Genomic DNA, 22,619 nt, shown 5'->3' on the forward strand with positions numbered 1-22,619 from the left:
GTGGGTGGGCGTCGTGGGTTGGCGTGGAGCGTCGTGCTCGGCCGAGCGTCGTGCTCAGGCGAGCGTGACCCGGCGGTTGTCGATCAGCCGCGTCGTGCCGACGCGGGCGGCGATCAGCAGCAGCGCGGGCCCGTGATGCTCCGGCCCGGCCTCGGCGAACGAGTCCGGGTCGACGGCCACCAGGTAGTCCAGCTTAACGGCTGGCTCGGCCTCCAGGGTGGCGCGGGCCGCGGCGAGCACGGCCTCCACGCCTCCCTCGGCGGCGTCGGCGCCCGCCGCCAGTGCGCGGGAGAGGACGACGGCGGACGTGCGCTGCTCGTCGTCGAGGTACCGGTTGCGGCTGGAGAGCGCGAGCCCGTCATCCTCGCGCACGGTGTCGATCACGGCGATGCGCAGCGGCAGGTCCAGGTCGTCCACCATCCGGCCGACGAGGTGCACCTGCTGGGCGTCCTTCTGCCCGAACACGGCGACATCGGGCTGGACGATGTTGAACAGCTTCGCGACGACGGTCAGCACGCCGTCGAAGTGCCCGGGGCGGGAGGCGCCCTCGTAGCGCGAGCCGGCCTCCCCCGCGACGACACGGGTGGAGGCGGGGCCGTGCGGGTACATCTCGGCGGCGCTCGGGGCGAACACCAGATCGGCGAGCCCCTCCAGCGCCGCCACATCGGCGTCGAGCGTGCGCGGGTAGCGGTCGAGGTCCTCCCCCGCGCCGAACTGCAGCGGGTTCACGAAGATCGAGACGACCACGATCCCGCCGAGGTCGCGGGCGGCCGAGACCAGCCGACGGTGTCCGTCGTGCAGCGCGCCCATCGTCGGCACCAGGACGACCCGTGCGGCCGGGGCGTCGGCCGGACCCTCCAGGCGGGCGTCGGCGCGCGCGGCGGCGATGCGCTCGCGCAGCTCGGAGATGGTGGTGACGACCTGGGGCATCGGGCTCCTTCCGGCCGGGGCGCCCGGGCGGGCGCGCGGGAGACGGCCGGCAACCAGGCTACTCGCCGCCGAGGTACCAGCCGCGGCCGTCGTCGCGGGGATCGCCTGGCTCGGCCGCCGGACGGCCGTCCTGCAGCGCGTCAAGGACGTCGTCGATGCTCGGGCGGGCGCCCGCGCGGGTGAGCGCGTTGTCGACCGCCGAGCGCACGAGCGAGCTGAGGAACGAACCGGGATGCTCGACGCCGATCCGCTGCAGGATGCCGGTCGACTGCTCCACGATCGAGCGGGAGAAGGCGGTCGCGGTGGCGATCGCCTCCGCGTAGGCCGGGCGGTCCTCCTCGGCCACCACGACCGGCTCGCCGCCCATCTCGACCACCAGCGCCTGCGCGATCGGCAGCACGGGCGCGGGAGCGGTCACGGCGAAGTAGCTCTCGGCCAGCCGGGCGAGGTCGAGGCTCGTCCCGGTGAACTCCAGCGCGGGATGCACGGCGAGCGGGATGGCCCCCGCAGCGGCCGCCGGCTGCAGCACCCCGATGCCGTAGCCGGGCGCGGTGTGCAGCACGATCTGGCCGGGCTGCCACGTGCCGGTCGCCGCGAGCCCGGCGACGAGGCCGGGCAGCTCGGCGTCCGGCACCGCGAGAAGCACGAGCTCGCTGCGCTCGATCAGCGTCGGCACGTCGAGCAGCGGCGCCTGCGGCAGCATCGCCTCCGCCCGTTCCCGGCTCGCCTCGGAGACGGCGGTGACACCGACCACGGCGTGGCCGGCACCGGCGAGCGCGGCGCCGAGCACGGGGCCGACGCGGCCGGCGCCGACGACGCCGAGGCCGAGTCGTCCGGATCGCTGCGCGGCGCTCATGGCTGATCTCCCTCGGTCGTGGCGGTCTCCGTCGGTGCGGCCTGTGCCGGTCGAACCGGCGCCGGCGGCTGCTCCAGCCTCCCCCACCGGTGGCTGTGGTCGCTCTCGGCGGCGGTCACCGCGCCGGCGGCGACGGCCTGGAACAGCCGCACGCCCTCCTCGGCGTCCATCGCCGCCAGGCGCGGGCGGACCGGTCCGCTGACCGTGTGGAAGCGCGCCTCGGCCAGCCGCAGCGCGCGCTCGACGGGACCCTGCTGCAGCTCGAGGCTCTGCAGGCGCGCGAGCGGCACGAGCGCGAGGCTGCGCCACACGATGCCGCGGCGGAGCAGTACGGCGCCGTCGACGAGCCGGTACCCGGTGCGCTGCCACGAGAACGGCCGCAGCCACGCCGCTCGGCGCGGGCTGCTCGTCCAGTCGTCGTGGCCGCGCGACTGCATGCCGCTCGCGATGAGCGCGCGGTGCTCTGCGGTCGCGAAGCCCGGCAGCACCAGAGCCAGGACACGTGCGACGTCCTCCGCGTCCCCGACCGGGAGCATCGTCGTGTTCGCCTGGCCCGCCGCGCCCTTCTCGCGCGAGCGCCCCGCCGTGTCGATCCGGATCTGCCACCAGCCGAAGGGCCGCCACAGCAGCGGCTGGAGCACCTCCACGGCGTGGATGCGGCCGGGCGGCAGCGTCTCGTTGCTGGTGCTGAGCAGGCCGAAGCCGACCCGCACGCCGTCCGGCGTCCCGGCGATCGAGTAGCGCAGCGACTTCGTGAAGCGGTTGATGTAGAAGCTCGCGGAGCCGATCAGGCCCGGCAGCACGACGAAGGCGAGCCAGACCGACCCGGTCGCGGTGCCCCACACCAGCAGGACGATCACGAACAGCAGGAAGACGGTGAAGCCGCTCAGCACGAGCGAGCCGAGCAGCCGCAGCGGCGGGATCTTCACCACCGACTCCGGTGGAGCGGCCGTCGGGTCGAGCTCGGGGGCAAGGAACTCGTGCACCCGGCGGTTGACGAGGTCGCCGACCGCCTGGGTGCGGGAGGCGGTGCCGGCGAGCGCGCCGGGGACCGCGGCGACCGACCCGGGCGCGCCTGCTGCGGCTGGGTCGGCCGCCGACGAGTCCGTCGCGGGCGCTGCAGCCGTCGCCGCCGCCTCGGCCGCCTCCGCCGCGCGCACGCCGGACGCGAGCCGCAGCACGTCCGACCGCAGACCGTCGGCGAGGGCGGAGCCGAGGTACGCGAGCTGCACGTTCGCGTCGTGACCCGCGACCGTGATGTCGAGCTTCGCCGCGCCGAAGATGCGGGCCAGCACGGGCCGCACCACGTTGATGCCCTGGATGCGGTCGAGCCGCGCCTTGCGCTGCGTGCGGAAGAGGATGCCGCTGCGCACCTCCACCGCATCCTCGGTGATCCGGAAGCTGTGCATCCGCCAGGCGAGGTAGAAGGCGCCGATGCAGGCGACCAGCACGATCGCGAGCGCCAGCAGCGCCCACCCCTCCCAGCCGCGGTTGTAGATCTCGTCGAGCGGGTCGCCGCCGCGGAACTCGTCGCCGCCGACGAAGAACCCGATGATCCGCTCGCGCAGGTTCGACAGCACGAAGCCGAGCACCGCGACGAACACGATGCCGCCGCGCAGCAGCGGGGTGGCGGGATGGAGGCGGTGCCACTCCCCGTCGGTGTACCGCTCCGCCGCGCGCTCGGCGGGTGAGAGCGGGCCGGCGGGCGTCGGCGCGGTCACAGCCCCGCCCGCCTGCTCTCGGCCAGCGTCACCAGGCGGTCGCGCAGCTCGGCGGCCTCCGCGTCGGGCAGGCCGGGGATCATGACGCCGGTGGAGGCGGCGGCCGTGACGAACTTGAGGTCGGCCAGCCCCAGCATCCGGCCGACCGGGCCGCGCGTGATGTCGATCAGCTGCATCCGCCCGTACGGCACGGACACGAAGCGCTGGAACATGATCCCGCGGCGGAACAGGAGGTCGTCCTCGCGCAGCAGGTACCCGATCGAGCGGGCGCGGCGCGGCGCGATGATCAGCGAGGTGACCGTGCCGATCGCGACGACGATGAGCAGGATCCAGCCGAACGTCCAGCCCGCGACCAGCCACAGGAAGGCGGCGGCCGCCGCGAGCACGATGCCGCTGATCAGTGCGCCGACGAGCACGACGACGACGTACTTGGGCGAGACGCGCCTCCACTCGCCGACGTTCAGGTCGATGCGGTCGGGGCCGGGCGCGCCGCCGGCGGGCTCAGCGGTTCGTGACATGGACGCTCTCCGGCTCGTCGTCGTCGTCATCGTCGGGCGGGAGGGTGCAGAAGGCCTCGGCGATCAGGCCGCCGACGAGCAGGACCACGGCGCCCGCCAGCGCGAGCGCGGACTGCAGCACAGCGTTGTTGCCGGGGATGACGTCCCGGCTGAGCAGGTAGGCGAGGATGCCGATGCCCGCGCCGGTGAGCAGGCCGCCGCTGAGGCTGCACGCCTTGGCGAGCACCACGACGCGCATCGCCTGGAACGGGTCGATGCGGCGCGAGCTGCGCCCGCGCACGGCCAGCCGGATCGGCACCGCAAACGCGACGATGATGATCGCCACGGCCACGAGCGTGATCGGAAGGGTGAGCGGAGGGATGAACGCGGCGGCCCCCAGGCTCGACGCGGCCAGCTCGCCCAGGAAGCCGACGACCAGGCCGGCGACCGCGAGCCCGAGCAGCGTGGTGACGCGCGTGCGCTTCACGAGCGGACCTCCCCGTCGCCCTCGCCGAGTCGTGAGCTCATGTCACCACTCGACGCGAGTCGTGAGCTCAGCTCACGACTCGGCCAGGGGGCCGAGGCGCGGTACGGGGTCACCGGGTCGGTGGCCTCGGCCGCGAGGTCGGCGACCCGCCCGCGGCCGGCGACCACGGCCTCCGGATCCACCTCCAGCCACGGCACCAGCACGAACGCGCGCTCGTGGGCGCGCGGGTGCGGCAGCGTCACGCGCGGGTCGTCCGACACGATGCCGCCGTAGTCGACGATGTCGATGTCGATCGTGCGGTCGCCCCAGCGCTCCTCGCGGACGCGCCCCAGCTCGTCCTCCACCCGGTTCACCAGGGCGAGCAGCGCGAGCGGGTCGAGGATCGTGTGGATGCGCGCGACGGCGTTGAGGTACGCGGGCGCCGCCTCGTCGATCCCGGCCGGCTTGAGCGCGGGCGTCTCGTAGAGGCCCGAGACCGCCTCCACATGGAGGCCCGGCTCGGCCGCCAGCGCATCGAGCGCCGCGCGGAGGGTCGCCTCCCGGTCGCCGAGGTTGCCCCCGAAGGCCAGCACCGCGGGCGAGCCGACGCGCATGCGCTGCGGGCGGCCCACCGCCCCGGCGCTCACGACCGCCCCCGCAGGATGCGGACGGCGACGTCGCCGAACGGCACGGCGATCGGCGCGTCCGGCTTGTGCACCGTCACCTCGACCGAGTGGACGGGCGGATGGGCCAGGACCACGCCGGCCACGCGCTCGGCGACGGTCTCGATGAGGTCGACGGGATCGGACGCGACGGCATCGTGCACCTCCTGCGCGAGCTCGCCGTAGTGGACCGTGCGCGCGAGGTCGTCCCCTCCCGCTGCGGGCGAGAGGTCGAGCCAGGCGGTCACGTCGACCACGAAATCCTGCCCCTCCTCGCGCTCGAACGCGTACACGCCGTGATGGGCCCGCACCCGCAGGCCGGTGAGCACGATCGCGTCGGCCGGTCGCGGGCCGGCCGGCCCGCCATCGCTACTGGTCATCGCGTCCAGCTTGCCACGCGCGCACCACATCGAGGGCGATCCGGGTGGAGGCCACGTCGTGCACGCGCACCGCCCACACCCCTTCGCGCGCCGCGAGGGCCGAGATGACCGCGGTCGGCGCGTCGCGGTCGGCGGCGCTCGCGTCCTCGGGCAGCAGCGCGCCGAGGAACCGCTTGCGGGAGGCGCCGATCAGCACGGGGTAGCCCAGGGTCTCGAACTCGTGCAGGCCGGCGAGCACCTGCCAGTTGTGCTGGGCCGTCTTGGAGAAGCCGAGTCCGGGGTCGAGGACGAGCTTCGCCGGGTCGACGCCGCGGTCGAGCAGGTCGGCGACACGGGCGGAGAGCTCGCTGCGCACCTCCCGCACGGTGTCGGTGTAGACCGCGCGCGAGTCGCCGGAGTCGAGCCGGCCGCGCCAGTGCATGACGACGTACTGGAGGCCCGTTGCGAGCACCGCGTCGGGCATCCCCGGGTCGTTGAGGCCGCCGGACACGTCGTTGATGATGGTCGCGCCCTCGTCGGCGGCCGCCCGCGCGGTGGAGGCGTTCATCGTGTCGACGCTGACCATGACGCCCTGGGCGGCGAGCCGGCGGATCACCGGCAGGACGCGCGCCTGCTCCTCGGCGGGGTCGAGGTGGAGGGCGCCCGGCCGGGTCGACTCTCCGCCCACGTCGATGATGTCGGCGCCCTGAGCGACCAGGTCGACGGCGTGCTCGACGGCCGCCTCGGGCTCCAGCCACAGCCCGCCGTCGCTGAACGAGTCCGGCGTCACGTTGAGGACGCCCATGATGAGCGTCACGCTGCGCCGCCTCCGAGGCGCGCGCCGCCGATGAGGGCCATCAGCTCGGCCCGCGCCGCCGGATCGGTGAAGACGCCGCGGGAGGCGACGGTCACGGTCGTCGAACCGGTCTGGCGGGCGCCGCGCGTCGTGACGCACGTGTGGGAGGCGTCGAGCACGACGAGCACGCCGCGTGCACCCGCACCCTCCTCGACGGCGTCCGCGATCTGCTCGGTCAGCCGCTCCTGGATCTGCGGGCGGGCGGCGAGCGCCTCGATCACGCGCGGGATGCGGCCCAGGCCGACCACGGCCTCCCCCGGCAGGTACGCCACATGGGCGACGCCGAGGAAGGGCAGGAGGTGGTGCTCGCACACCGAGCGGAAGGCGATGTCGCGCAGCAGCACGGTCTCGGCGCGCCCCTCCAGCGGGATCGGCTCACCCAGCTCGGCGGCCGCGTCGACGCCGAGGCCGGCGAAGAACTCCTCGTACGCGTCCGCCACCCGCGACGGGGTGGCGGCGAGGCCCGGACGCGCCGGATCCTCGCCGATGGCGGCGAGGATCTCGGCGACGGCCGCCTCGATGCGTGCGCGATCGAATCCGGTCATGCGGGCGACGGCTGCGGCCTACGCGGTCGCTGGCCGCGGCTTGATGGCGGGCGAGCGCTTCGGCTTGGACGCGGGAGGCTCGGAGTCGACACCGCCGTCGACGGCGCCGGCGTCGATCGGGGCCTTCGGGAACTCGATCGGCGGCACGTCGGAGAGGGGCCGCTTGTCGCTCGAGAGCCACTGCGGGCGCTCGGGCAGCTTCTCGACGTCGGCGAAGATCTCGGCGATCTGGTTGTGGTCGAGGGTCTCGTGCTCCAGGAGGGCCGCGGCGAGCCGGTCGAGGATGGCCCGGTTGTTGTTGAGCACCTCCCACGCCTCGTCGTGCGCCTTCTCGATCAGCGCCCGCACCTCGGAGTCGACGCGCTCGGCGATCCGCTCGGAGTAGTCGCGCTGGTGACCCATGTCACGGCCGAGGAACATCTCGCCGTTGGCCTGGCCCAGCTTGACCGAGCCGATGTCGGCGCTCATGCCGTACTCGGTGACCATCTTGCGGGCGATGGAGGTGGCCTTCTCGATGTCGTTGGAGGCGCCGGTCGTCGGGTCGTGGAACACGATCTCCTCGGCGACGCGGCCGCCCATCGCATACGCGAGCTGGTCGAGCAGCTCGTTGCGGGTGACCGAGTACTTGTCCTCCAGCGGCATCACCATCGTGTAGCCGAGGGCGCGTCCGCGCGGGAGGATCGTGATCTTCGTCACCGGGTCGGTGTGGCGCATGGCCGCCGCCGCGAGCGCGTGGCCGCCCTCGTGGTAGGCGGTGATCAGCTTCTCCTGGTCCTTCATGACCCTGGTGCGCTTCTGCGGGCCGGCGATCACGCGGTCCACGGCCTCGTCGAGCGCGCGGTTGTCGATGAGCTGCGCGTTGGAGCGGGCGGTGAGCAGCGCGGCCTCGTTGAGCACGTTGGCCAGGTCGGCGCCGGTGAAGCCCGGCGTCTTGCGGGCGAGCACCTCGAGGTCGACGGAGGCCGCGAGCGGCTTGCCGCGGCCGTGCACCTCGAGGATCTTCTTGCGGCCAAGGAGGTCGGGCGCGTCCACGCCGATCTGCCGGTCGAAGCGGCCGGGGCGCAGCAGCGCGGGGTCGAGGATGTCGGGGCGGTTCGTCGCCGCGATCAGGATGACGTTCGTCTTGGGGTCGAAGCCGTCCATCTCCACGAGGAGCTGGTTCAGCGTCTGCTCGCGCTCGTCGTGACCGCCGCCGAGGCCGGCGCCGCGGTGACGGCCGACCGCGTCGATCTCGTCGATGAAGATGATGGCAGGCGAGTTCTCCTTGGCCTGCTGGAACAGGTCGCGGACGCGGCTCGCGCCGACGCCGACGAACATCTCGACGAAGTCGGAGCCCGAGATGGAGTAGAAGGGGACGCCCGCCTCACCCGCGACCGCGCGGGCGAGCAGCGTCTTGCCGGTGCCGGGAGGGCCGTACAGCAGCACGCCCTTGGGGATGCGCGCGCCGACCGCCTGGAACTTGGCGGGCTCCTTCAGGAAGTCCTTGATCTCCTGCAGCTCCTCGATGGCCTCGTCGGAGCCGGCCACGTCGTCGAAGGTGACCTTCGGGGTCTCCTTCGTGACGAGCTTCGCCCGCGACTTGCCGAACTGCATGACCTTGTTGCCGCCGCCCTGCATGCCCGAGATCATGATCCAGAAGAAGACGCCGATCAGCAGCGCCGGGATCAGGAAGCCGAGGATGTTGACCAGCCAGTTCGGCTGCGGCACCTCGTCGTCGTAGCCCTTGGGCAGGTTGGCGTTGTCGATCGCCTGCACGACATCCTCGCCGCGGGGGGTCACGTAGTAGAACTGCACCTGCGTGCCGAGGTCGCCCTCGGCCTTCTTGAGCGTCAGATCGACGCGGTTCTCGCCGTCGACGATCTTGGCGCTGGAGACCTTGTCCTCCTGCAGGAGCTCGAGGCCCTTCTGCGTGGAGACCCCCTTGAAGCCCGACATCGTGATCAGGCTCGAGCCGATCCACACCGCGATGATCGCGAGCACGACGTACAGGATCGGGCCGCGGAAGATCTTCTTGACGTTCATGATGCGATCACAGTACCGCCTGGGCGCTGTGGGTCGGCTGCGTGTTCGCTCTGGGCGCGCCCGGTGCGGGAGGGGCCGCCGAGGCGGTCGGGACGCCCGGGCTACGGCGCCGTCCCGGCGGTGTCGAACCACTCCAGCGCCCTCGCGGCGACCTCCTCCGGAGCGTCGTCGGTGATGAAGTGGGCCGCGTCGTCGACGAAGGCGAACGCGAAGCGGTCCGCGTGCAGGGAGACGTCTCCGCAGAGGCGGCGGAGCACGGGTTCGTCCCACGGGTGGTCGAGCCGGCCGAACACGGCGAGGGTCGGGGGCCGGAGGCGCCGGCGGGCGAACGCGCCGCGCGCGAGTTGCAGGGACACCGGCACGGCCATGCCGCGGAACAGCCGCCGGACGGCGTCGTCGATCTCGGGCCGGTCGAACGGCGCGAGGTACGCGTCGATGGTCTCCGGCGCCAGCGGATGGGCGATGTGCCCGGGGTCGAAGAGGCCGGCGAGCGAGCGGCCGCGGCGGTGCCGGAGCAGCGCCGGCATGTGGCGGAACCCGCTCATCACCGTCAGGCCGACCGACATGAAGAACGGAGGCACCGAGAGCTGGACGAGCGACCGCACCCGCTCCGGATGCGCCTAGGCGAGCTGACCCGCACCGATGGCGCCCAGGTCGTGGGCCAGGAGATGAGCGCGCTCGATGCCCAGGGCGTCGAGCAGGGCGACGAGGTCGCGGCAGTGGGACTCCCGGTCGATGCGCGGGTCGTCGGCCGAGGTCCATCCCGTTCCGCGGAGGTCAGGGCAGAGCACCCGATGGCCGGCGCGGGCGATGACGGGAGCGATCTCCCTCCACTGCCACCAGTGCGCGGGGAAGCCGTGCAGCAGGATCACCGGGTCGCCGTCGCCGAGCGCGGCGACATGGCTGCGCAGACCGGGGGTCTCGACGACGAGGTGCTCGAATCCGGGCGCCGCCGGCAGTGCGGGTGACCAGGCGGAGGACTCGGCCGCCACCGGATGGATGCTGACCGTGCTCATGACGACTCCTTCGTCGCGGCACACTTACTAGATTCATAGTGTGCACTAGAGTCATAGTAACCCCGACGGGGAGGATGCGGAATGCCGACGACACGAGAGCGCGCACTGGACGCCGCGGTGGAGGTGCTCGGCACCGAGGGCGTGAGAGCGCTCAGCCACGCGCGCGTGGACGCGGCGGCCGGGCTGCCCGCCGGGTCCACGTCGAACTGGTTCCGCACGCGCCGGGCGCTGCTCGCCGGGATCGTCGACTGGATCGGCGAGAGCGAGCGGGCCGGCTTCGCCCCGACGGGGCTCGAGACCCCACCCGACCAACGCAGCCTGGCGGAGGGGCTCAGTGCGGTCATCGAGCTGCTGACCGGCCCGTTCGCCGTGCGCACCCGGGCGCGCTACGCCCTCTTCCTGGAGCTGGCGGCCGACCCCGAGCTCGGGGCGGCCCTGCGGCGGCAGCGGCAGGAGTTCGAGCGCTGGACCGAGCGGCTCGTCAGAGCGGCGGGGATCCCCGATCCCGACCCCGCCACCCGGGCGATCATGGCGCTGGGTGACGGGCTCATCCTGCACCGGCTCACCGTCGATCCCGACCTCGCCGTGCGCCCCGCGATCGAGCGCTGCGTGCGCGCTCTGCGGGCGGCGGCGTGAACCGCAGCCGTCAGCTGTAGACGGCCGGAGCGAGGATGCCGACGCCGCGGAGGTTGCGGTAGCGCTCGGCGTAGTCGAGGCCGTAGCCGACGACGAACTTGTTCGGGATGTCGAAGCCCACGTACTTCACGTCGATCTCGACGCGGGCGGCCTCCGGCTTGCGGAGGAGGGTGAAGATCTCGATCGACTCCGGGTTGCGGCTGCGCAGGTTCGCGAGCAGCCACGACAGGGTCAGCCCCGAGTCGATGATGTCCTCGACGATCAGGACGGTCTTGCCCTCGAGGTCCGTGTCGAGGTCCTTGAGGATGCGCACCACGCCGCTCGACTGCGTGCCGCTGCCGTAGGAGCTGACGGCCATCCAGTCCATCGTCACCGGGATGGCCAGCTCGCGCGACAGGTCGGCCATCACCATGACGGCGCCCTTGAGCACGCCCACCAGGAGGACGTCCTTGCCGGCGTAGTCGCGCTCGATGTCGCGGCTCAGCTCGGCGATGCGGGAGCGGATCTGCTCCTCGGTGATCAGAATCTCGGTCAGGTCGTTCTGGACGTCCGTGAGTTCCATGGAGGGGTGCTGGTCCTTTAGCTGTTGGGGTGAAACGTGAGCAGCCCGTTCTGCCTGACCACTCTAACGCCTGGCAGGTCGAGCGGTCCCTGCCCGTGCCAGGCGGTGATCAGCTCCGCCACCGCCAGCGTGTGCGCACGGGAGAGCGAGACGCCGAACTCGGCGGACACGACGAGGCGGATGATGCGCTGGCGGAGGGCGGGCGGGTCGGCGGCGAGACCCCGCACGTCGAGCGCGACCGCGCCGTCGTCGGTCTGGCTCACGAGCTCCAGCGCCCACTCCAGGGCGAGGCCGTCGAGTGCGTCGTCGTCCTCGCGGAGCTGCTCGGCGGTGCGCGCCAGCGCCTCCGCGACGCCGGGGCCGAGCTCGCGCTCGAGTACCGGCAGCACGTCGTGCCGGACGCGGACGCGGGTGAACGAGCGGTCCTCGTTGTGCGGGTCGTCCCACGCCTCCAGCCCGCTGTCGGCGCAGAAGGCGCGCGTCGCCGTGCGGCGCAGGCCGAGGAACGGGCGCAGCAACCTCCCCGTGTCCGGGCGCATGCCCTGCAGGCTCGACGGGCCGGAGCCGCGGGCGAGGCCGAGCAGCACCGTCTCGGCCTGGTCGTCGAGGGTGTGGGCGAGCAGGATGCGGGAGGCGCCGGTCGCCGTCGCCGCGCGGTCGAAGGCGGCATGGCGCGCTGTCCGGGCGGCGGCCTCCGGCCCTCCGGCCGCATGGTCCACCTCCACGCGTTCGACGAGCACCTGGTCGAGGCCGAGGGTGCGCGCCTGCTCGGCGGCGCGTTCGGCGATGCCGGCCGACCCCTCCTGCAGTCCGTGGTCGACGACGACCGCGCCCGCCCGGTAGCCGGCGCGCGGCGCCTCGAAGGCGGTGGCGGCGGCCAGGGCGAGCGAGTCCGCTCCTCCGCTCAGTCCCACGAGCAGGAGGGCGCCGGGCGCGAGCGGCTCGGGCCTCACGGGGCCGTGGTCGTCGTGCGGGTCGGGCTGCGGGAGCGCGGCCGCGGCGGCGAGCGCCTCCCGGACGGCCCGCCTCGCGTCGGCGATCGGGGGCGTCAGCCGGGGCCGGCGGGGGCCTCGGGCGGCGTCGGCGTCCGGGGTTCCGTTGAGGGGCATCCAGTAACGTTAGTGCAGTCTTCCCCCGAGCTAAGGAGAACCGGCATGGCCGAATACGACGTCGTCATCGAGATCCCCAAGGGGAGCCGCAACAAGTACGAGGTGGACCACGAGACCGGCCGCGTCTACCTCGACCGCGTGCTGTTCACGAGCTTCGTGTACCCGACCGACTACGGCTTCTTCGAGAACACCCTCGGCGACGACGGCGACCCGCTGGACGCGCTGGTGCTGCTCGAGTACCCGGTGTTCCCGGGCGTCGGCGTGAAGGTGCGCCCGGTCGCCGTGCTCAACATGAGCGACGAGGCGGGCGGCGACGCGAAGATCATCGCCGTGCCGCACAAGGACCCGCGCTGGCAGCACATCCAGGACGTGAACGACATCCCGGAGCAGACCCGCAAGGAGATCGAGCACTTCTTCGCCCGCTACAAGGACCTCGAGCCGGGCAAGTTCGTCAACATCGAGGGCTGGGGCGACGCGGCCGCCGCCGACGCGCTGGTCCAGAAGGCCATCGCCAAGCTGGCCGCCGAGGGCCACTGACCCGGCTGGTCCCGGTGCCAGCCGCCGAGTACAGGAAAAATGCCCCCGATCGAGCCGATCGGGGGCATTTTTCCTGTGCTCGCGGGCTAGGCGGAGGCGGGCTAGGCGGAGGGGCGGGCCACCTGGGACCAGGGGGTGCCCCAGACGGACTGGATCTTGACGACGTCGCCCTCTGTCGGGGCCGCGATCATCTGGCCGCCGCCGATGTAGATGCCGACGTGGTAGAAGTCGCCAGGACCGCTCCCCCAGAAGATGAGGTCGCCTGGCTGCTTGTCCCAGTAGGAGACGAGCTGGCCGCGCCCCTGCGCGGTGAAGTACTGGTTGTTGACGGAGTGGCTGCCGATGTACAGGCCGGCGTACGCGTACGCCTTCATCGTCAGGCCCGAGCAGTCGTAGCCGCCGGGGCCTTCGCCGCCGAAGATGTACGGCTTGCCGAGCTGGGCGCGGGCGTACGAGATCGCGGTCTCGACGACGTTGCCGTTCGGCGGGGCCACCGGGCCGCTGCCGCCGCCGCTGGACGAGCCGCCTCCGCCGCCGCCGCTCGGCGCGGGCGCGCCGCCGCCACCGCCGCCGGAGTCCTGCTGCTGCTCCTGCTGCTGCTGCTGTTGCTGCTGCAGCTGGCGCTGCCGCTCGGCCTCCTCCTGGGCCTTGCGCGCCGCCTCCTGCTGGGCCTTGATCTGCTCGCCCTGGAGGTACGCCGCCTCGACCTGCGCCGAGGTGTTCTTGAGCGTGGCGAGTTGCGCGACCAGCTCGGTCGACTTGCTCTGCTGCTCGGCGAGCGCGCTCTGCGCGGCGGCCTGAGCCTCCTTGGCGGCGGCCAGCGCCGTCTCGGCCTGGCTCGCCAGCTTCGTGCGCTCGGTCTTGGCGACCTTCGCCTGGGCGCTGAGCGACTCGGCGGCGTTCTTGTCCTTCGTCGCCTGCTCGTACACGGCCTTCGACTGCTCGGTCAGCTTGCTCATCGTGCCGAGCTGGAACAGGAGCTTGTCGGCGTCGGAGCCCGAGCCTCCACCCTTCAGCAGCAGCTCGCCGGTGAGGTCGCCGCCCCCGGCGGACTTGGCGAGGTGCGAGGCGAGGAGACCGGCACGCATCTGCGAGGTCTTGGCCTTCTCGGCGGCGGCAGCGGCCTGGCCCTCGAGGTCGGCCTGCTTCTTGGTCGCGGCTTCGAGCGCGTCCTTCGCCTGGAAGTACGCCTCGGCCGCCTTCTCGGACTGGATGCGCGCGGCGTCGACGCTCGACTGCAGGTTGCCGATCAGCGTCGTGATGTTGGCGATCATCGCCTGCTGATTGGAGACGTTGTCCTTGGCCTGCTGCACGTCGTTCCACGACGGGTAGTCGACGGCCTGCGCCGGCGTGACGATGCCGATGGAGGCCGTGACGGCGCCCATGACGCCCGCGCCGATGGCGAGGCCGGGGCGGAGGCGGGAGGTCTTGTCGGTGTCAGCCAAGGGGTGCCTGCCTGTCTCTCATGAACGGGATGCCGTCGATCTTCTGGCCGCCGACCCGCACCTCGTAGTGCAGGTGGCAACCGGTGGAGGCTCCGGTCGTGCCGACGCGCGCGATCGGCTGGCCGGCGCCCACGCCCTGACCGATGCCGACGAGGATGCCGCCGTCGCGGATGTGCGCGTAGCCCGTCTCGACGCCGTTGCCGTTGTCGATGAGCACGAAGTTGCCGTAGGTGCCGAGCGGGCCGGCGTACTCCACCGTCCCGCCGAAGGCCGCGTAGATCGGCGCGTTGCAGCCCGCGCCGATGTCGATGCCCATGTGGTAGGTGCTGCCGACGCCGCCGGGCGACGGGCGCGCGCCGAAGCCGTCGGTGATCGGGCCGGCGGCGGGCACCGCCCAGCCCTGCGGGCCGACGTAGCCGCCGGGCAGGCCGCCCGAGCCCCGGGCGGCGGCGGCCGCCGCGGCGGCGGCGACGCCCGCCTCGTACCCGGCGACCTTCTTGGCGGTCGTGTCCTTGAGCGCGGCCAGCTGCGCCTGCATGATGACGATCTGCTTCTGCTGCTCGGCGAGCTTGTCCTGCGCCGCCTTCGCCGCGGCGATCGCGGCCTTCAGCGCGTTGTCGGCCGCGACGCGGAGCTTCTCGCGCTCGGCCTTCGCGACATCCGCCTGGTCGGCGAGCGAGGACGCGGTGTTCTGGGCGGCCTTCGCGTCGGCGTACACCTTGTTGGACTGCTCGACGAGCTTCGACATGCTGCCGAGGTCGGACAGGAGCTTGTCCGGGCTCGTCTTGGTGGCCCCGTTGCCGCTCAGGAAGAGGTTGGCCGTGAGGTTGCGGCCACCCGTCCGATACAGCTGGGCGGCGAGCTTGCCGGCCTGCACGCTCGCGTCGTCCGCCTTCTTCTGGCTGGCGGCGGCCTGGTCCTCGAGCTGCTGGGCGCGGACGGTGGCCGCGTCGAGCTTGGCCTCCGCCTCCTGCAGCTCGGCGCCGCGCTTCTCGGCCTCCGCCTGCGTGGAGGCGACCTCGCCCTTCAGCTGGCTGATGAGCCCGTTGATCTTGGAGACCTGCGCCGACGCGGCGGCCTCGTTGGCCTTGGCGTTCTGCACGTCCTGCCAGGAGGGGTAGTCGTCGGCGTAGGCGGGGGCGGCGACGGAGCCGACCACGGCGACGGCCGCGATCGCGACGGCGGCGAGGCCCATGCGGAGCCGGCCGAACGCGCGGAGGCCGCGCGGGCGTGCGCGTCCGCTGCGTCGGTCTCTGGTCGCCTCGCTTCTCATGCACCGCTCACTTCTGTAACGTCCGTCACACCAGTCCCGTCGTCACCGACCGTCACGCGTATCACTTCGGTAACGATGGCAACACAGGGAACTCTAGCAACGGGGTGTGTCTCCCCGCCCCGCCATTCACCCACGGCCGGGCGCGCTTCCGACGCATTTCGGCGGGGGTGGCGGCGGATTGCCGGGGGCGGCGCTGCCGATTCCGGTGGTCGTGGCGGGGACCCGCCCGGGATGCGGGCCCGATTCGCTTTCTCCCCGGATGTTCCGTATGCTTTCGTGTCGGTGGTCATCGGAAAGCGCAAGCGAACCGGTGGGCCCGGCCCCATCGTTTAGCGGCCTAGGACGCCGCCCTTTCACGGCGGTAGCACGGGTTCGAATCCCGTTGGGGTCACCGTCAATCGCAAGGTATGGCGTCCACTACAATCGAATACACAAGCAAGGCCCTGTAGCGCAGTTGGTTAGCGTGCCGCCCTGTCACGGCGGAGGTCGCGGGTTCAAGTCCCGTCAGGGTCGCTTCGACGGAAGCCCTTCCGGATTCGGAAGGGCTTCCGTCACAACGGTCGCCACGGCGACCACGGCTCTGTAGCTCAGTTGGTAGAGCGTTCGACTGAAAATCGAAAGGTCACCGGATCGATGCCGGTCGGAGCCACCACGAGAAGAACCCCCGGTCCGATACGGAATCCGGGGGCTTTTCGTTTCTGCCCTCAGCGGCCCAGGGCTTCTACGTCGAGTACGGCGCGTACGAATTCATCCGGACGTTCCCTCGGCAGGTTGTGGCCGGCGTTCTCGACCTGGCGGTGCTCACGGTGACCGGTGAAATGTGCGGCTGATGCAGAGCCGTCGGTCGCCGGGAAGTTGCCGTCAGCGGTGCCGTCAAGAGTGATGGCCGGCACGGGGATCACCGGCTGGTCCGCCAGGAAGCGTTCGAGGATGTCGTAGCGTGGTGCGCCTGCCGCGTAGCCGAGGCGATGACGGTACGAGTGGATCACCACGTCGACATAGTCGGGGTTCTCGAACGAGGCGGACACCGTCTCCAACTCGTCGGGCGAGAAGGCCCACTGCGGAGAGTTCCGGCGCCAGATCACTTCTGCGACGCCTGCGGGATCAGCGGCGAGACCGGCTCGCCCACGCTCGGTGAGGAAGTAGTAGAAGTACCAGAAGCCCGCCTCGAGAGACGGTGGCAGCGGGCGGGCGGCTGCGGCGATGTCCTGGATCAGGTAGCCGTTGACCGAGACCAGCCCCCGGACGCGATTCGGCCACGCGGCAGCTGCCACACATGCGGCCCGCCCTCCCCAGTCGTAGCCGGCGAGGACGGCGTCGTCGAGTCCGAGTGCATCCATCAACTCGACGACGTCGGTTCCCAGTGCTGCCTGCTGGCCGCTGCGCGGTTCCGCCGGGTCGAGGAACGTTGTGGGGCCGTGGCCGCGGAGATAGGGGACGATCACCCGCCGGCCGGCGGACGCGAGCGCACCGGCCACCTCCACGTAGCTGTGCGCGTCGTACGGAAAGCCGTGGAGGACGATCACTGCGCGCCCCGAGGCGCTCCCGACCTCGTGGTAGCCGACATCCAACGTGGCGGTGCCGACATGCCGCAGTTCGCCCAGGCGAGATCTCTTCATCATTGTTCCTGTCCTATGCTCCGTGAGGGCGTCCCTGGCGTTACCGGCGCCAGGGACGCCCATGAGGTCACGCCGGGGCGTTCGCCGCGCTGACGGCGGCGACGGCCGCCAGGATCGTCTCGGCGACGGGGCCGGGCTGGGAGACGCTGAGCGCATGCGATCCGCCCGGGACCTCGCGGCTCACGCGAGCCCGCGCGCGTTCCGCCCCCGCGCGGTGCTCCGCCACCGGGATGTTGAGGTCCTGGTCGCTGTACACGCACCACGTCGGGATGGTCTTCCAGCCAGGGGTCTCGGAGGCGAGCGGCTCCGTCAGGGCCGCCCGCGTGACCGGTCGTTGCGTTGCCGCCATCAGCCCTGCGGTCTCCGCCGACACGTCAGCGCAGAACTGCTGCCGGAACTTCTCCGGCTGGATGATGAGCTCGATGCTTCCATCGGCGAGCTCGCGAGTCGCGAGGGCGTCTCCGAGGGTGCTGCCGGGGAACTCGTTCGAGAGGTCGAACGCCGTCTGCCCGTGCTCCGGCACGAAGGCGTTGACGTAGACGAGGGCGCTCACCGCATCGTTCTCCGAGGAGGCCTCGGAGATCACGAGTCCACCGTACGAGTGCCCCACCAGCACGACGGGTCGTCCGACGGACGCGATCACATCGCGCAGGTAGGCGGCGTCGCCCGCGAGGCTGCGGAGCGGGTTCGCGACGGCGATGCTCTCGACTCCGCTCTGGTGGAGGCGCTCGATGACGCCGTTCCAGCTCGCGGACTCCGCGAAGGCGCCGTGGACCAGCACCACGGCAGGCTTCTGATCAGTCATTTTCTCTCTCCTCGTGTTTCAGTAGTCGGTGTGGAGTGCTGTGCGCAGGACGGCGATCGCCTGCTCGATCGCGGCGGTCACGGCGGCGGAGGACCGCAGCGGGTTGAGCATCATGAAGTCGTGAACCGTGCCGTTGTAGCGGACGGAGGTGGTCCGCACGCCGGCCTGGGTGAGCTTGCGGGCGTAGGCCTCGCCCTCATCGCGAAGGACGTCGTTCTCGTCGACGATCACGAACGCCTCCGGCAACCCGGCGAGATCGTCGAGGGTCGCGCGCAGCGGAGAAGCGGTGATCTCGGCGCGCTTGGCGACGTCAGGCAGATAGGCGTCCCAGAACCACGCCATCCCCTTGGCGGTGAGGTACGCGCCTTCGGCGAACTCGCGATAGGACTCGGTGTCCTGGGCGGCGTCGGTCACCGGGTAGTACATCGACTGGTGCACGAACGTGACGTCCCCGCGCTGCTTCGCCATGAGCGCGACAGCGGCCGTCATGTTTCCGCCGACGGAGTCGCCGGCGATGGCGAGCCGGGAGACGTCCAGCCCATGCTCTGCGCCGTGCACGGTCAGCCACTGAGCGGTGGCGTACGCCTGCTCGATAGCGACGGGGTACTGCGCCTCGGGCGAGCGGTCGTACTCGACGAACGCCAGTGCCGCTCGTGCTCCGACGGCCAGCTCGCGGACGAGCCGGTCGTGGGTCCCCGCGTCGCCGATGACCCAGCCGCCGCCGTGGATGTACAGGATGACGGGAAGCTCGGCGGGCGCATGGACGGGCTTGATGATCCGCACACGCACATCCCCGACGGGTGCCGGGACGGTGATCCACTTCTCGTCGACGTCCGGCCGGTGGATCGGCGCCGACTGGATGTCATCCAGCACCTTCCGCGCGCCTTCCGGTCCGAGCTCGTAGAGGAATGGCGGCGTGGACGTCGCGTCGACGATGTCCTGCGCCTCCTTCTCCAGAATCGGTCTACTCATGTCGGTACTCCTCGATCGGTGTCGTCGGAGGCCGCGGTCGCGCCCTCTCGCCCAGCTATGACCACTGCCGTCCTGGAGTTGTGACATGAACGGGGGACACGGCCCCTGGTCGTTCACGAACCCGGAGAGTTCCAATGCCGGAGCTTGTCGGGGTTCGCGACGATCCATACGTCCGTGATCTCACCGACCGCACCGGCCAGCAGGACGACCCTGGCAACGCGACCAGAACGGCGTCCGATCAGCCCTGGCACTCCGTTGACCGGACGCGATTCCCAGCTCAGAGCCGACGGGGTGCCGAGGCCGAGCGCACGATAGAGAAGACACCATCCTTCGGCGGTGCTGTCGATGTCATCGAGGTCGCCCCGGGCTCCGCCGGTGTCGACGACGACCCGCGGGGTCGGACCGACGACGTGGATGAGACCGGCGAGATCGCCCTCCTCCAGAGCTCGGAGGAACACCTCGACGGCGCGGCACCGTTCTGGATCGGGTCGCCCGCGCGCGTTCGGCGATCGTCTCATGCACTCGGTCCTCACCGGCAACCCTGCCGACATCCTCGGCCCCTGCGGTCCGCACCCCTGCCGGACCGCACGACGAGTGACGGCCTCGTGGCCGCCCGCTCAGCTATGACCGGACAGGCGGTGGTTCTGTGACATCAGGCCGCCGGCAGACGCTCCAGCTTGCCCGGGTTCAGAATCCAGAAGAGACGGCTGATCCCGTCGTCGCCGACCTCGGCCGTGACGGCCGCGAAGACGGCTCCGTCCCGGGTGGCGAGGATGGCGGGCTCGCCGTTGACCTCCGAGAGCCGCATGACCGCGCCCTGCCAGAACCGTGACGCGAAAGCGTGGATGTACTTGGCCACGGTGGTGACGCCGACCACAGGGATGCGCGTCGCCCGCACGACGCCACCGCCGTCCGACAGCGAGACGACGTCGGCGGCGAAGAGCTTCTCGAGTTCCTCCATGTCTCCTCGTTCAGCGGCAGCCATGAACGCGGTCAGCAGCCGGGTGCGTTCCGCTTCGCTGACGACACGTGAGCGCTTCTCGGCAGCCAGGTGCTTGCGGGCACGGCTGACCAGCTGGCGCGCGGACTGCTCGCTCGCCTCGATGATCCGGCCGATGTCGGCGTACGGGTAGTCGAAGGCCTCGCGAAGCACGTATGCGGCACGCTCCGCGGGCGAGAGTCGCTCCAGCACGACCAGCACGGCGAAGCTGAGGGCTTCACCGCGCTCGGCGCCCAGCGTCGGGTCCGCGGACGTGTCGACCGGCTCGGGCAGCCACGGGCCGATGTAGGTCTCCCGCTGCACCCGCGCGGACCGCAAGGAGTTCATCGCGAGCCGCGTGGCGGTCGTCGCGAGGAACGCGGCCGGTTCGCGCACCGTCGACCGGTCGTAGGCCTGCCAGCGCAACCAGGTGTCCTGCACGATGTCCTCCGCGTCGGCCACCGTGCCCAGCATCCGGTACGCGATTCCGAACAGCCTCGGACGCACCTCGGCGAAGACCTCTGCCGCTGTCGTGAGGTCTTCGCCGTCAGCAGCCGATTCGGACATGCGACCGATGCTACCTGCTGGCGCCGACGACGGATCTAGTCAGAGACGACCTGCGACGGAGAGGGGACGGGTGCGTGGCCCGAGCCAGCACCTGCCGTGGCCACCGGCACGGGCTGAGGATTCCGGATCCAGAGCCCCGAGACCGCTGCCCCGGCGAACAGGGCGATCGCCGCGGCGAAGACCAGCGTGTGGAACCCGGCCAGCTCGATCGTCGCTCCGCCCACCGATCCGGCGAGGGCGACCGCGATCAGCCCCGCCACCCGGGACACGGCGTTGTTCACCGCCGAGGCGATCCCGGCCCGGCCCGAGTCGACGGCACCGAGCACCGTCGCGGTGAGGGGCGCGACGGTGATCGCCATCCCGATGCCGAACAGGCAGACCGCAGGCAGCACCTCCGTCAGATAGTCGGCGTTCGCCGTGATCCTCTGCATGAGGAGGAACCCGGCGCCGGTGACCGCCGGTCCGACCGTCATCAGGAGCCGCGGGCCCACCTTTCCGCTGAGGCGGCCGAACACGGCAGCGAGCGCGATGAGCAGGATGCTGGACGGCACCATCGCGAAGCCGGCCGCGGTCGCGGTGTATCCCGCGCCCTGCTGCAGGAAGAGCGCAAGCGCGAAAGTGCCGACCGCCACTCCGCCGTAGATGAACGCCGTCGCGACGTTCCCTGCGGAGAAGTCGCGCTCCCGGAAGATCGAGAGCGGGAGCATCGGGGACGCGACCCGGCGCTCCCACAGCAGGAACGCCACGAGGGCGAGGACGCCGAGCACCACCGCGCCGAGGATCACCGGCGAACCCCACCCGAACCGCCCGCTCTCGATGAGCGCGAAGACGGGCAGCCCGAGGCCGGCGACCCCCAGGAGCGCACCCACCCAATCCACGCGCGCGCCCGTCGTGCCCGCAGGGTCCGCAGGAAGGGCTCGAACGAGGAGAAGGGCCGCGGCGATCGGCGCGAGGTTGATGGCGAACACCCAGCGCCACGAAAGCGTGTCGACGAGGACGCCGCCGACGATGGGTCCCGCGATGCTGGCGAGACTCGTGATCGCGGTCCAGACCCCGATCGCGCGAGCCTGGGCCGCCCCCTGGAAGGCGCTCAGGATCAGGGCGAGCGAACTGGGTACCAGCAGGGCCCCGGCCACGCCCTGCAGCCCCCGGGCGAGAATGAGGATCTCCGCGGTCGGGGCCACCGCGCAGGCGATCGACGCCACCCCGAAGCCGAGCAGCCCCCACAGGAGGACGCGCTTACGCCCGAAGAGGTCGGACAACGACCCGGCCAGAAGGATCACCGACCCCAGCGTCAGCAGGTAGGCGTCCACGACCCACTGCTGCGCCGCGAGACCGCCGCCCAGTTCCCGGCCGATCGCCGGGAGCGCCACATTGACGACGCTGCCGTCCAGAAAGGCGATGAACGTCGCGAGCACGGCGACCGCCAGAACGGTGCGTTGCAGTCGGGTGTTCCAGGTTGTCATTGCTCCTCCGAAGGTGCGGGGTCGTCCCGCTCTCCTGCTAAGACCGGGCAGCGACCGCGGGTGTGACCTGTCGGCACCAACTCGTCACAGACCGGGGACCTCGGCGGTCTGAGCTTGCGATGCGCCCGGCCGAGCCGTGAGGTAAGAGCGGGAACACCGGGTTTCAGGCGGCCCTCTCCCCGGGTTGCGCCAAGCAGAGCACGGCTGGTCCCACCCGCCGCCGGGCGCATCGTGCCATTGACGCCGATCGACGGGCGGGAGACCAATGCGAGACACCTCGAAGCGCGCCCGCCCCTGCACGACGCCGGTGGCGCAACGGCGCATCCGGCTAGCGCAGGATCGCCTTCAACTCGGTGAACTCCTCGACGCCCGCTCGCCCGAGCTCGCGGCCGTTCCCGGACTGCTTGTAGCCGCCGAAGGGTGCGGCCGGGTTGAAGTCGGCGCCGTTGAGGTAGACCTGTCCGACCTTCAGCGAGCGAGCGACGCGGAGGGCGTGGTCGGCCTCGCCGAACACCGCCGCCGTCAGGCCGTACGGAGTGCCGTTCGCGATCGACACCGCGTGCTCCTCGTCCTGGTAGGGGATCACCGAGAGCACCGGGCCGAAGATCTCCTCCTGCGCGAGCTCGGAGCCGGGGTCGACGTCCGCGAAGATCGTCGGGCGGAGGTACGCCCCCGCGTCCAGCCCCGCGACCCGCCCCCGCCCGCCCGCCACCAACGTC

Annotated in this window: 25 protein-coding genes and 3 tRNA genes; 5 read left to right on the forward strand and 23 right to left on the reverse strand. The window is 71.7% G+C overall.

All coding sequences use genetic code 11. From position 1 onward, the window contains the following. Positions 1 to 54 precede the first annotated feature (54 nt). The 12 genes from panC to ACR9ZG_RS10035 all read right to left on the reverse strand — a co-directional run bounded on the left by panC (position 55) and on the right by ACR9ZG_RS10035 (position 9,930). On the reverse strand, positions 55 to 930 hold the full coding sequence (panC, locus tag ACR9ZG_RS09980; protein WP_481284677.1) for a pantoate--beta-alanine ligase: 876 nt from the start codon (positions 928 to 930) through the stop codon (positions 55 to 57). A gap of 58 nt (positions 931 to 988) precedes the next feature. Continuing rightward, on the reverse strand, positions 989 to 1,786 hold the full coding sequence (locus ACR9ZG_RS09985; protein WP_481284678.1) for a Rossmann-like and DUF2520 domain-containing protein: 798 nt from the start codon (positions 1,784 to 1,786) through the stop codon (positions 989 to 991). Then, positions 1,783 to 3,507 (reverse strand): PH domain-containing protein, encoded by a 1,725-nt coding sequence (locus ACR9ZG_RS09990; protein ID WP_481284679.1) that lies wholly within the window; start codon positions 3,505 to 3,507, stop codon positions 1,783 to 1,785. The genes ACR9ZG_RS09985 and ACR9ZG_RS09990 overlap by 4 nt, the downstream gene beginning before the upstream one ends. Continuing rightward, positions 3,504 to 4,025, reverse strand: a complete 522-nt coding sequence (locus ACR9ZG_RS09995) for a PH domain-containing protein (RefSeq protein ID WP_481284680.1) — start codon at positions 4,023 to 4,025, stop codon at positions 3,504 to 3,506. Before ACR9ZG_RS09995 ends, ACR9ZG_RS09990 begins: the two co-directional genes overlap by 4 nt. After that, complete coding sequence (locus ACR9ZG_RS10000; RefSeq protein WP_481284681.1) at positions 4,009 to 4,491, reverse strand: DUF3180 domain-containing protein; 483 nt, start codon at positions 4,489 to 4,491, stop codon at positions 4,009 to 4,011. The genes ACR9ZG_RS09995 and ACR9ZG_RS10000 overlap by 17 nt, the downstream gene beginning before the upstream one ends. Further along, positions 4,488 to 5,117, reverse strand: a complete 630-nt coding sequence (gene folK / locus ACR9ZG_RS10005) for a 2-amino-4-hydroxy-6-hydroxymethyldihydropteridine diphosphokinase (protein ID WP_481284682.1) — start codon at positions 5,115 to 5,117, stop codon at positions 4,488 to 4,490. The genes ACR9ZG_RS10000 and folK overlap by 4 nt, the downstream gene beginning before the upstream one ends. Then, positions 5,114 to 5,512, reverse strand: a complete 399-nt coding sequence (gene folB / locus ACR9ZG_RS10010) for a dihydroneopterin aldolase (RefSeq protein ID WP_481284683.1) — start codon at positions 5,510 to 5,512, stop codon at positions 5,114 to 5,116. Before folB ends, folK begins: the two co-directional genes overlap by 4 nt. After that, the gene (folP, locus tag ACR9ZG_RS10015) at positions 5,502 to 6,308 is read right to left on the reverse strand and encodes a dihydropteroate synthase (protein ID WP_481284684.1); all 807 of its coding nucleotides are present in this window, start codon (positions 6,306 to 6,308) and stop codon (positions 5,502 to 5,504) included. Before folP ends, folB begins: the two co-directional genes overlap by 11 nt. Then, the gene (folE, locus tag ACR9ZG_RS10020; protein ID WP_481284685.1) at positions 6,305 to 6,892 is read right to left on the reverse strand and encodes a GTP cyclohydrolase I FolE; all 588 of its coding nucleotides are present in this window, start codon (positions 6,890 to 6,892) and stop codon (positions 6,305 to 6,307) included. Before folE ends, folP begins: the two co-directional genes overlap by 4 nt. 18 nt (positions 6,893 to 6,910) lie before the next feature. Beyond that, positions 6,911 to 8,914: an ATP-dependent zinc metalloprotease FtsH gene (gene ftsH, locus ACR9ZG_RS10025; protein ID WP_481284686.1), complete on the reverse strand. Its 2,004-nt coding sequence runs from the start codon at positions 8,912 to 8,914 to the stop codon at positions 6,911 to 6,913. 101 nt (positions 8,915 to 9,015) lie between these two features. Continuing rightward, positions 9,016 to 9,519, reverse strand: coding sequence for an alpha/beta fold hydrolase (locus tag ACR9ZG_RS10030; RefSeq protein WP_481284687.1), 504 nt, complete (start codon positions 9,517 to 9,519; stop codon positions 9,016 to 9,018). Positions 9,520 to 9,534: 15 nt separating this feature from the next. Next, positions 9,535 to 9,930 (reverse strand): alpha/beta fold hydrolase, encoded by a 396-nt coding sequence (locus tag ACR9ZG_RS10035; protein WP_481284688.1) that lies wholly within the window; start codon positions 9,928 to 9,930, stop codon positions 9,535 to 9,537. A gap of 81 nt (positions 9,931 to 10,011) precedes the next feature. On the opposite strand from ACR9ZG_RS10035, the gene ACR9ZG_RS10040 reads away from it, so the two are divergent. Next, positions 10,012 to 10,566, forward strand: a complete 555-nt coding sequence (locus ACR9ZG_RS10040) for a TetR/AcrR family transcriptional regulator (protein WP_481284689.1) — start codon at positions 10,012 to 10,014, stop codon at positions 10,564 to 10,566. A 10-nt stretch (positions 10,567 to 10,576) separates the two neighbouring features. Here the strand turns inward: ACR9ZG_RS10040 and hpt are convergent, their stop codons facing one another. Together hpt and tilS are read right to left on the reverse strand one after the other, a co-directional pair. Next, complete coding sequence (gene hpt, locus ACR9ZG_RS10045) at positions 10,577 to 11,128, reverse strand: hypoxanthine phosphoribosyltransferase (RefSeq protein ID WP_481284690.1); 552 nt, start codon at positions 11,126 to 11,128, stop codon at positions 10,577 to 10,579. A gap of 17 nt (positions 11,129 to 11,145) precedes the next feature. Further along, positions 11,146 to 12,237: a tRNA lysidine(34) synthetase TilS gene (gene tilS, locus ACR9ZG_RS10050; RefSeq protein WP_481284691.1), complete on the reverse strand. Its 1,092-nt coding sequence runs from the start codon at positions 12,235 to 12,237 to the stop codon at positions 11,146 to 11,148. Positions 12,238 to 12,282: 45 nt separating this feature from the next. Here tilS and ACR9ZG_RS10055 point away from each other — a divergent pair, with 45 nt between their 5' ends. Further along, positions 12,283 to 12,774, forward strand: coding sequence for an inorganic diphosphatase (locus ACR9ZG_RS10055; protein ID WP_481284692.1), 492 nt, complete (start codon positions 12,283 to 12,285; stop codon positions 12,772 to 12,774). Between the two features lie 101 nt (positions 12,775 to 12,875). Here ACR9ZG_RS10055 and ACR9ZG_RS10060 read toward each other — a convergent pair whose 3' ends face one another. Together ACR9ZG_RS10060 and ACR9ZG_RS10065 are read right to left on the reverse strand one after the other, a co-directional pair. Continuing rightward, positions 12,876 to 14,219, reverse strand: a complete 1,344-nt coding sequence (locus ACR9ZG_RS10060) for a C40 family peptidase (RefSeq protein ID WP_481284693.1) — start codon at positions 14,217 to 14,219, stop codon at positions 12,876 to 12,878. After that, on the reverse strand, positions 14,212 to 15,492 hold the full coding sequence (locus ACR9ZG_RS10065; RefSeq protein ID WP_481284694.1) for a peptidoglycan DD-metalloendopeptidase family protein: 1,281 nt from the start codon (positions 15,490 to 15,492) through the stop codon (positions 14,212 to 14,214). Before ACR9ZG_RS10065 ends, ACR9ZG_RS10060 begins: the two co-directional genes overlap by 8 nt. Positions 15,493 to 15,810: 318 nt before the next feature. Between ACR9ZG_RS10065 and ACR9ZG_RS10070 the strand changes: the two genes are divergently transcribed. The 3 genes from ACR9ZG_RS10070 to ACR9ZG_RS10080 all read left to right on the forward strand — a co-directional run bounded on the left by ACR9ZG_RS10070 (position 15,811) and on the right by ACR9ZG_RS10080 (position 16,144). Continuing rightward, positions 15,811 to 15,883 (forward strand) — tRNA-Glu (locus tag ACR9ZG_RS10070). 48 nt (positions 15,884 to 15,931) lie between these two features. Next, positions 15,932 to 16,005, forward strand: a tRNA-Asp gene (locus tag ACR9ZG_RS10075). Between the two features lie 63 nt (positions 16,006 to 16,068). Next, a tRNA-Phe gene (locus ACR9ZG_RS10080) sits at positions 16,069 to 16,144 on the forward strand. Between the two features lie 52 nt (positions 16,145 to 16,196). Here the strand turns inward: ACR9ZG_RS10080 and ACR9ZG_RS10085 are convergent. The 7 genes from ACR9ZG_RS10085 to ACR9ZG_RS10115 form a co-directional block, all read right to left on the reverse strand. After that, positions 16,197 to 17,114, reverse strand: a complete 918-nt coding sequence (locus tag ACR9ZG_RS10085) for an alpha/beta fold hydrolase (protein WP_481284695.1) — start codon at positions 17,112 to 17,114, stop codon at positions 16,197 to 16,199. Between the two features lie 64 nt (positions 17,115 to 17,178). Continuing rightward, complete coding sequence (locus ACR9ZG_RS10090) at positions 17,179 to 17,916, reverse strand: alpha/beta fold hydrolase (RefSeq protein WP_481284696.1); 738 nt, start codon at positions 17,914 to 17,916, stop codon at positions 17,179 to 17,181. Between the two features lie 18 nt (positions 17,917 to 17,934). Beyond that, positions 17,935 to 18,888 (reverse strand): alpha/beta hydrolase, encoded by a 954-nt coding sequence (locus ACR9ZG_RS10095; protein ID WP_481284697.1) that lies wholly within the window; start codon positions 18,886 to 18,888, stop codon positions 17,935 to 17,937. Positions 18,889 to 19,001: 113 nt separating this feature from the next. Beyond that, entirely contained in the window at positions 19,002 to 19,406 is a 405-nt protein-coding gene (locus ACR9ZG_RS10100; protein ID WP_481284698.1) for a sigma-70 family RNA polymerase sigma factor family protein, read from the reverse strand. 134 nt (positions 19,407 to 19,540) lie between these two features. Further along, positions 19,541 to 20,434 carry an RNA polymerase sigma-70 factor gene (locus ACR9ZG_RS10105; RefSeq protein ID WP_481284699.1) on the reverse strand — a complete coding sequence of 298 codons (894 nt, stop codon included), beginning with the start codon at positions 20,432 to 20,434 and terminating at the stop codon, positions 19,541 to 19,543. A 35-nt stretch (positions 20,435 to 20,469) separates the two neighbouring features. Continuing rightward, on the reverse strand, positions 20,470 to 21,900 hold the full coding sequence (locus ACR9ZG_RS10110) for a DHA2 family efflux MFS transporter permease subunit (RefSeq protein ID WP_481284700.1): 1,431 nt from the start codon (positions 21,898 to 21,900) through the stop codon (positions 20,470 to 20,472). A gap of 328 nt (positions 21,901 to 22,228) precedes the next feature. Next, positions 22,229 to 22,619: aldehyde dehydrogenase family protein (locus ACR9ZG_RS10115; protein ID WP_481284701.1), on the reverse strand; the 391-nt coding region annotated here is incomplete at its 5' end.

Source organism: Leifsonia sp. KNZ12-8B (assembly GCF_056755495.1).

Coding starts and splice junctions, on each gene's coding strand:
- panC (WP_481284677.1), bottom strand. CDS start 930: ATGCCCCAGGTCGTCACCACCATCTCCGAGCTGCGCGAGCGCATCGCC.
- ACR9ZG_RS09985 (WP_481284678.1), bottom strand. CDS start 1,786: ATGAGCGCCGCGCAGCGATCCGGACGACTCGGCCTCGGCGTCGTCGGC.
- ACR9ZG_RS09995 (WP_481284680.1), bottom strand. CDS start 4,025: ATGTCACGAACCGCTGAGCCCGCCGGCGGCGCGCCCGGCCCCGACCGC.
- folB (WP_481284683.1), bottom strand. CDS start 5,512: ATGACCAGTAGCGATGGCGGGCCGGCCGGCCCGCGACCGGCCGACGCG.
- folE (WP_481284685.1), bottom strand. CDS start 6,892: ATGACCGGATTCGATCGCGCACGCATCGAGGCGGCCGTCGCCGAGATC.
- ftsH (WP_481284686.1), bottom strand. CDS start 8,914: ATGAACGTCAAGAAGATCTTCCGCGGCCCGATCCTGTACGTCGTGCTC.
- ACR9ZG_RS10035 (WP_481284688.1), bottom strand. CDS start 9,930: ATGAGCACGGTCAGCATCCATCCGGTGGCGGCCGAGTCCTCCGCCTGG.
- ACR9ZG_RS10040 (WP_481284689.1), top strand. CDS start 10,012: ATGCCGACGACACGAGAGCGCGCACTGGACGCCGCGGTGGAGGTGCTC.
- hpt (WP_481284690.1), bottom strand. CDS start 11,128: ATGGAACTCACGGACGTCCAGAACGACCTGACCGAGATTCTGATCACC.
- tilS (WP_481284691.1), bottom strand. CDS start 12,237: ATGCCCCTCAACGGAACCCCGGACGCCGACGCCGCCCGAGGCCCCCGC.
- ACR9ZG_RS10055 (WP_481284692.1), top strand. CDS start 12,283: ATGGCCGAATACGACGTCGTCATCGAGATCCCCAAGGGGAGCCGCAAC.
- ACR9ZG_RS10065 (WP_481284694.1), bottom strand. CDS start 15,492: ATGAGAAGCGAGGCGACCAGAGACCGACGCAGCGGACGCGCACGCCCG.
- ACR9ZG_RS10085 (WP_481284695.1), bottom strand. CDS start 17,114: ATGATGAAGAGATCTCGCCTGGGCGAACTGCGGCATGTCGGCACCGCC.
- ACR9ZG_RS10090 (WP_481284696.1), bottom strand. CDS start 17,916: ATGACTGATCAGAAGCCTGCCGTGGTGCTGGTCCACGGCGCCTTCGCG.
- ACR9ZG_RS10095 (WP_481284697.1), bottom strand. CDS start 18,888: ATGAGTAGACCGATTCTGGAGAAGGAGGCGCAGGACATCGTCGACGCG.
- ACR9ZG_RS10100 (WP_481284698.1), bottom strand. CDS start 19,406: ATGAGACGATCGCCGAACGCGCGCGGGCGACCCGATCCAGAACGGTGC.
- ACR9ZG_RS10105 (WP_481284699.1), bottom strand. CDS start 20,434: ATGTCCGAATCGGCTGCTGACGGCGAAGACCTCACGACAGCGGCAGAG.
- ACR9ZG_RS10110 (WP_481284700.1), bottom strand. CDS start 21,900: ATGACAACCTGGAACACCCGACTGCAACGCACCGTTCTGGCGGTCGCC.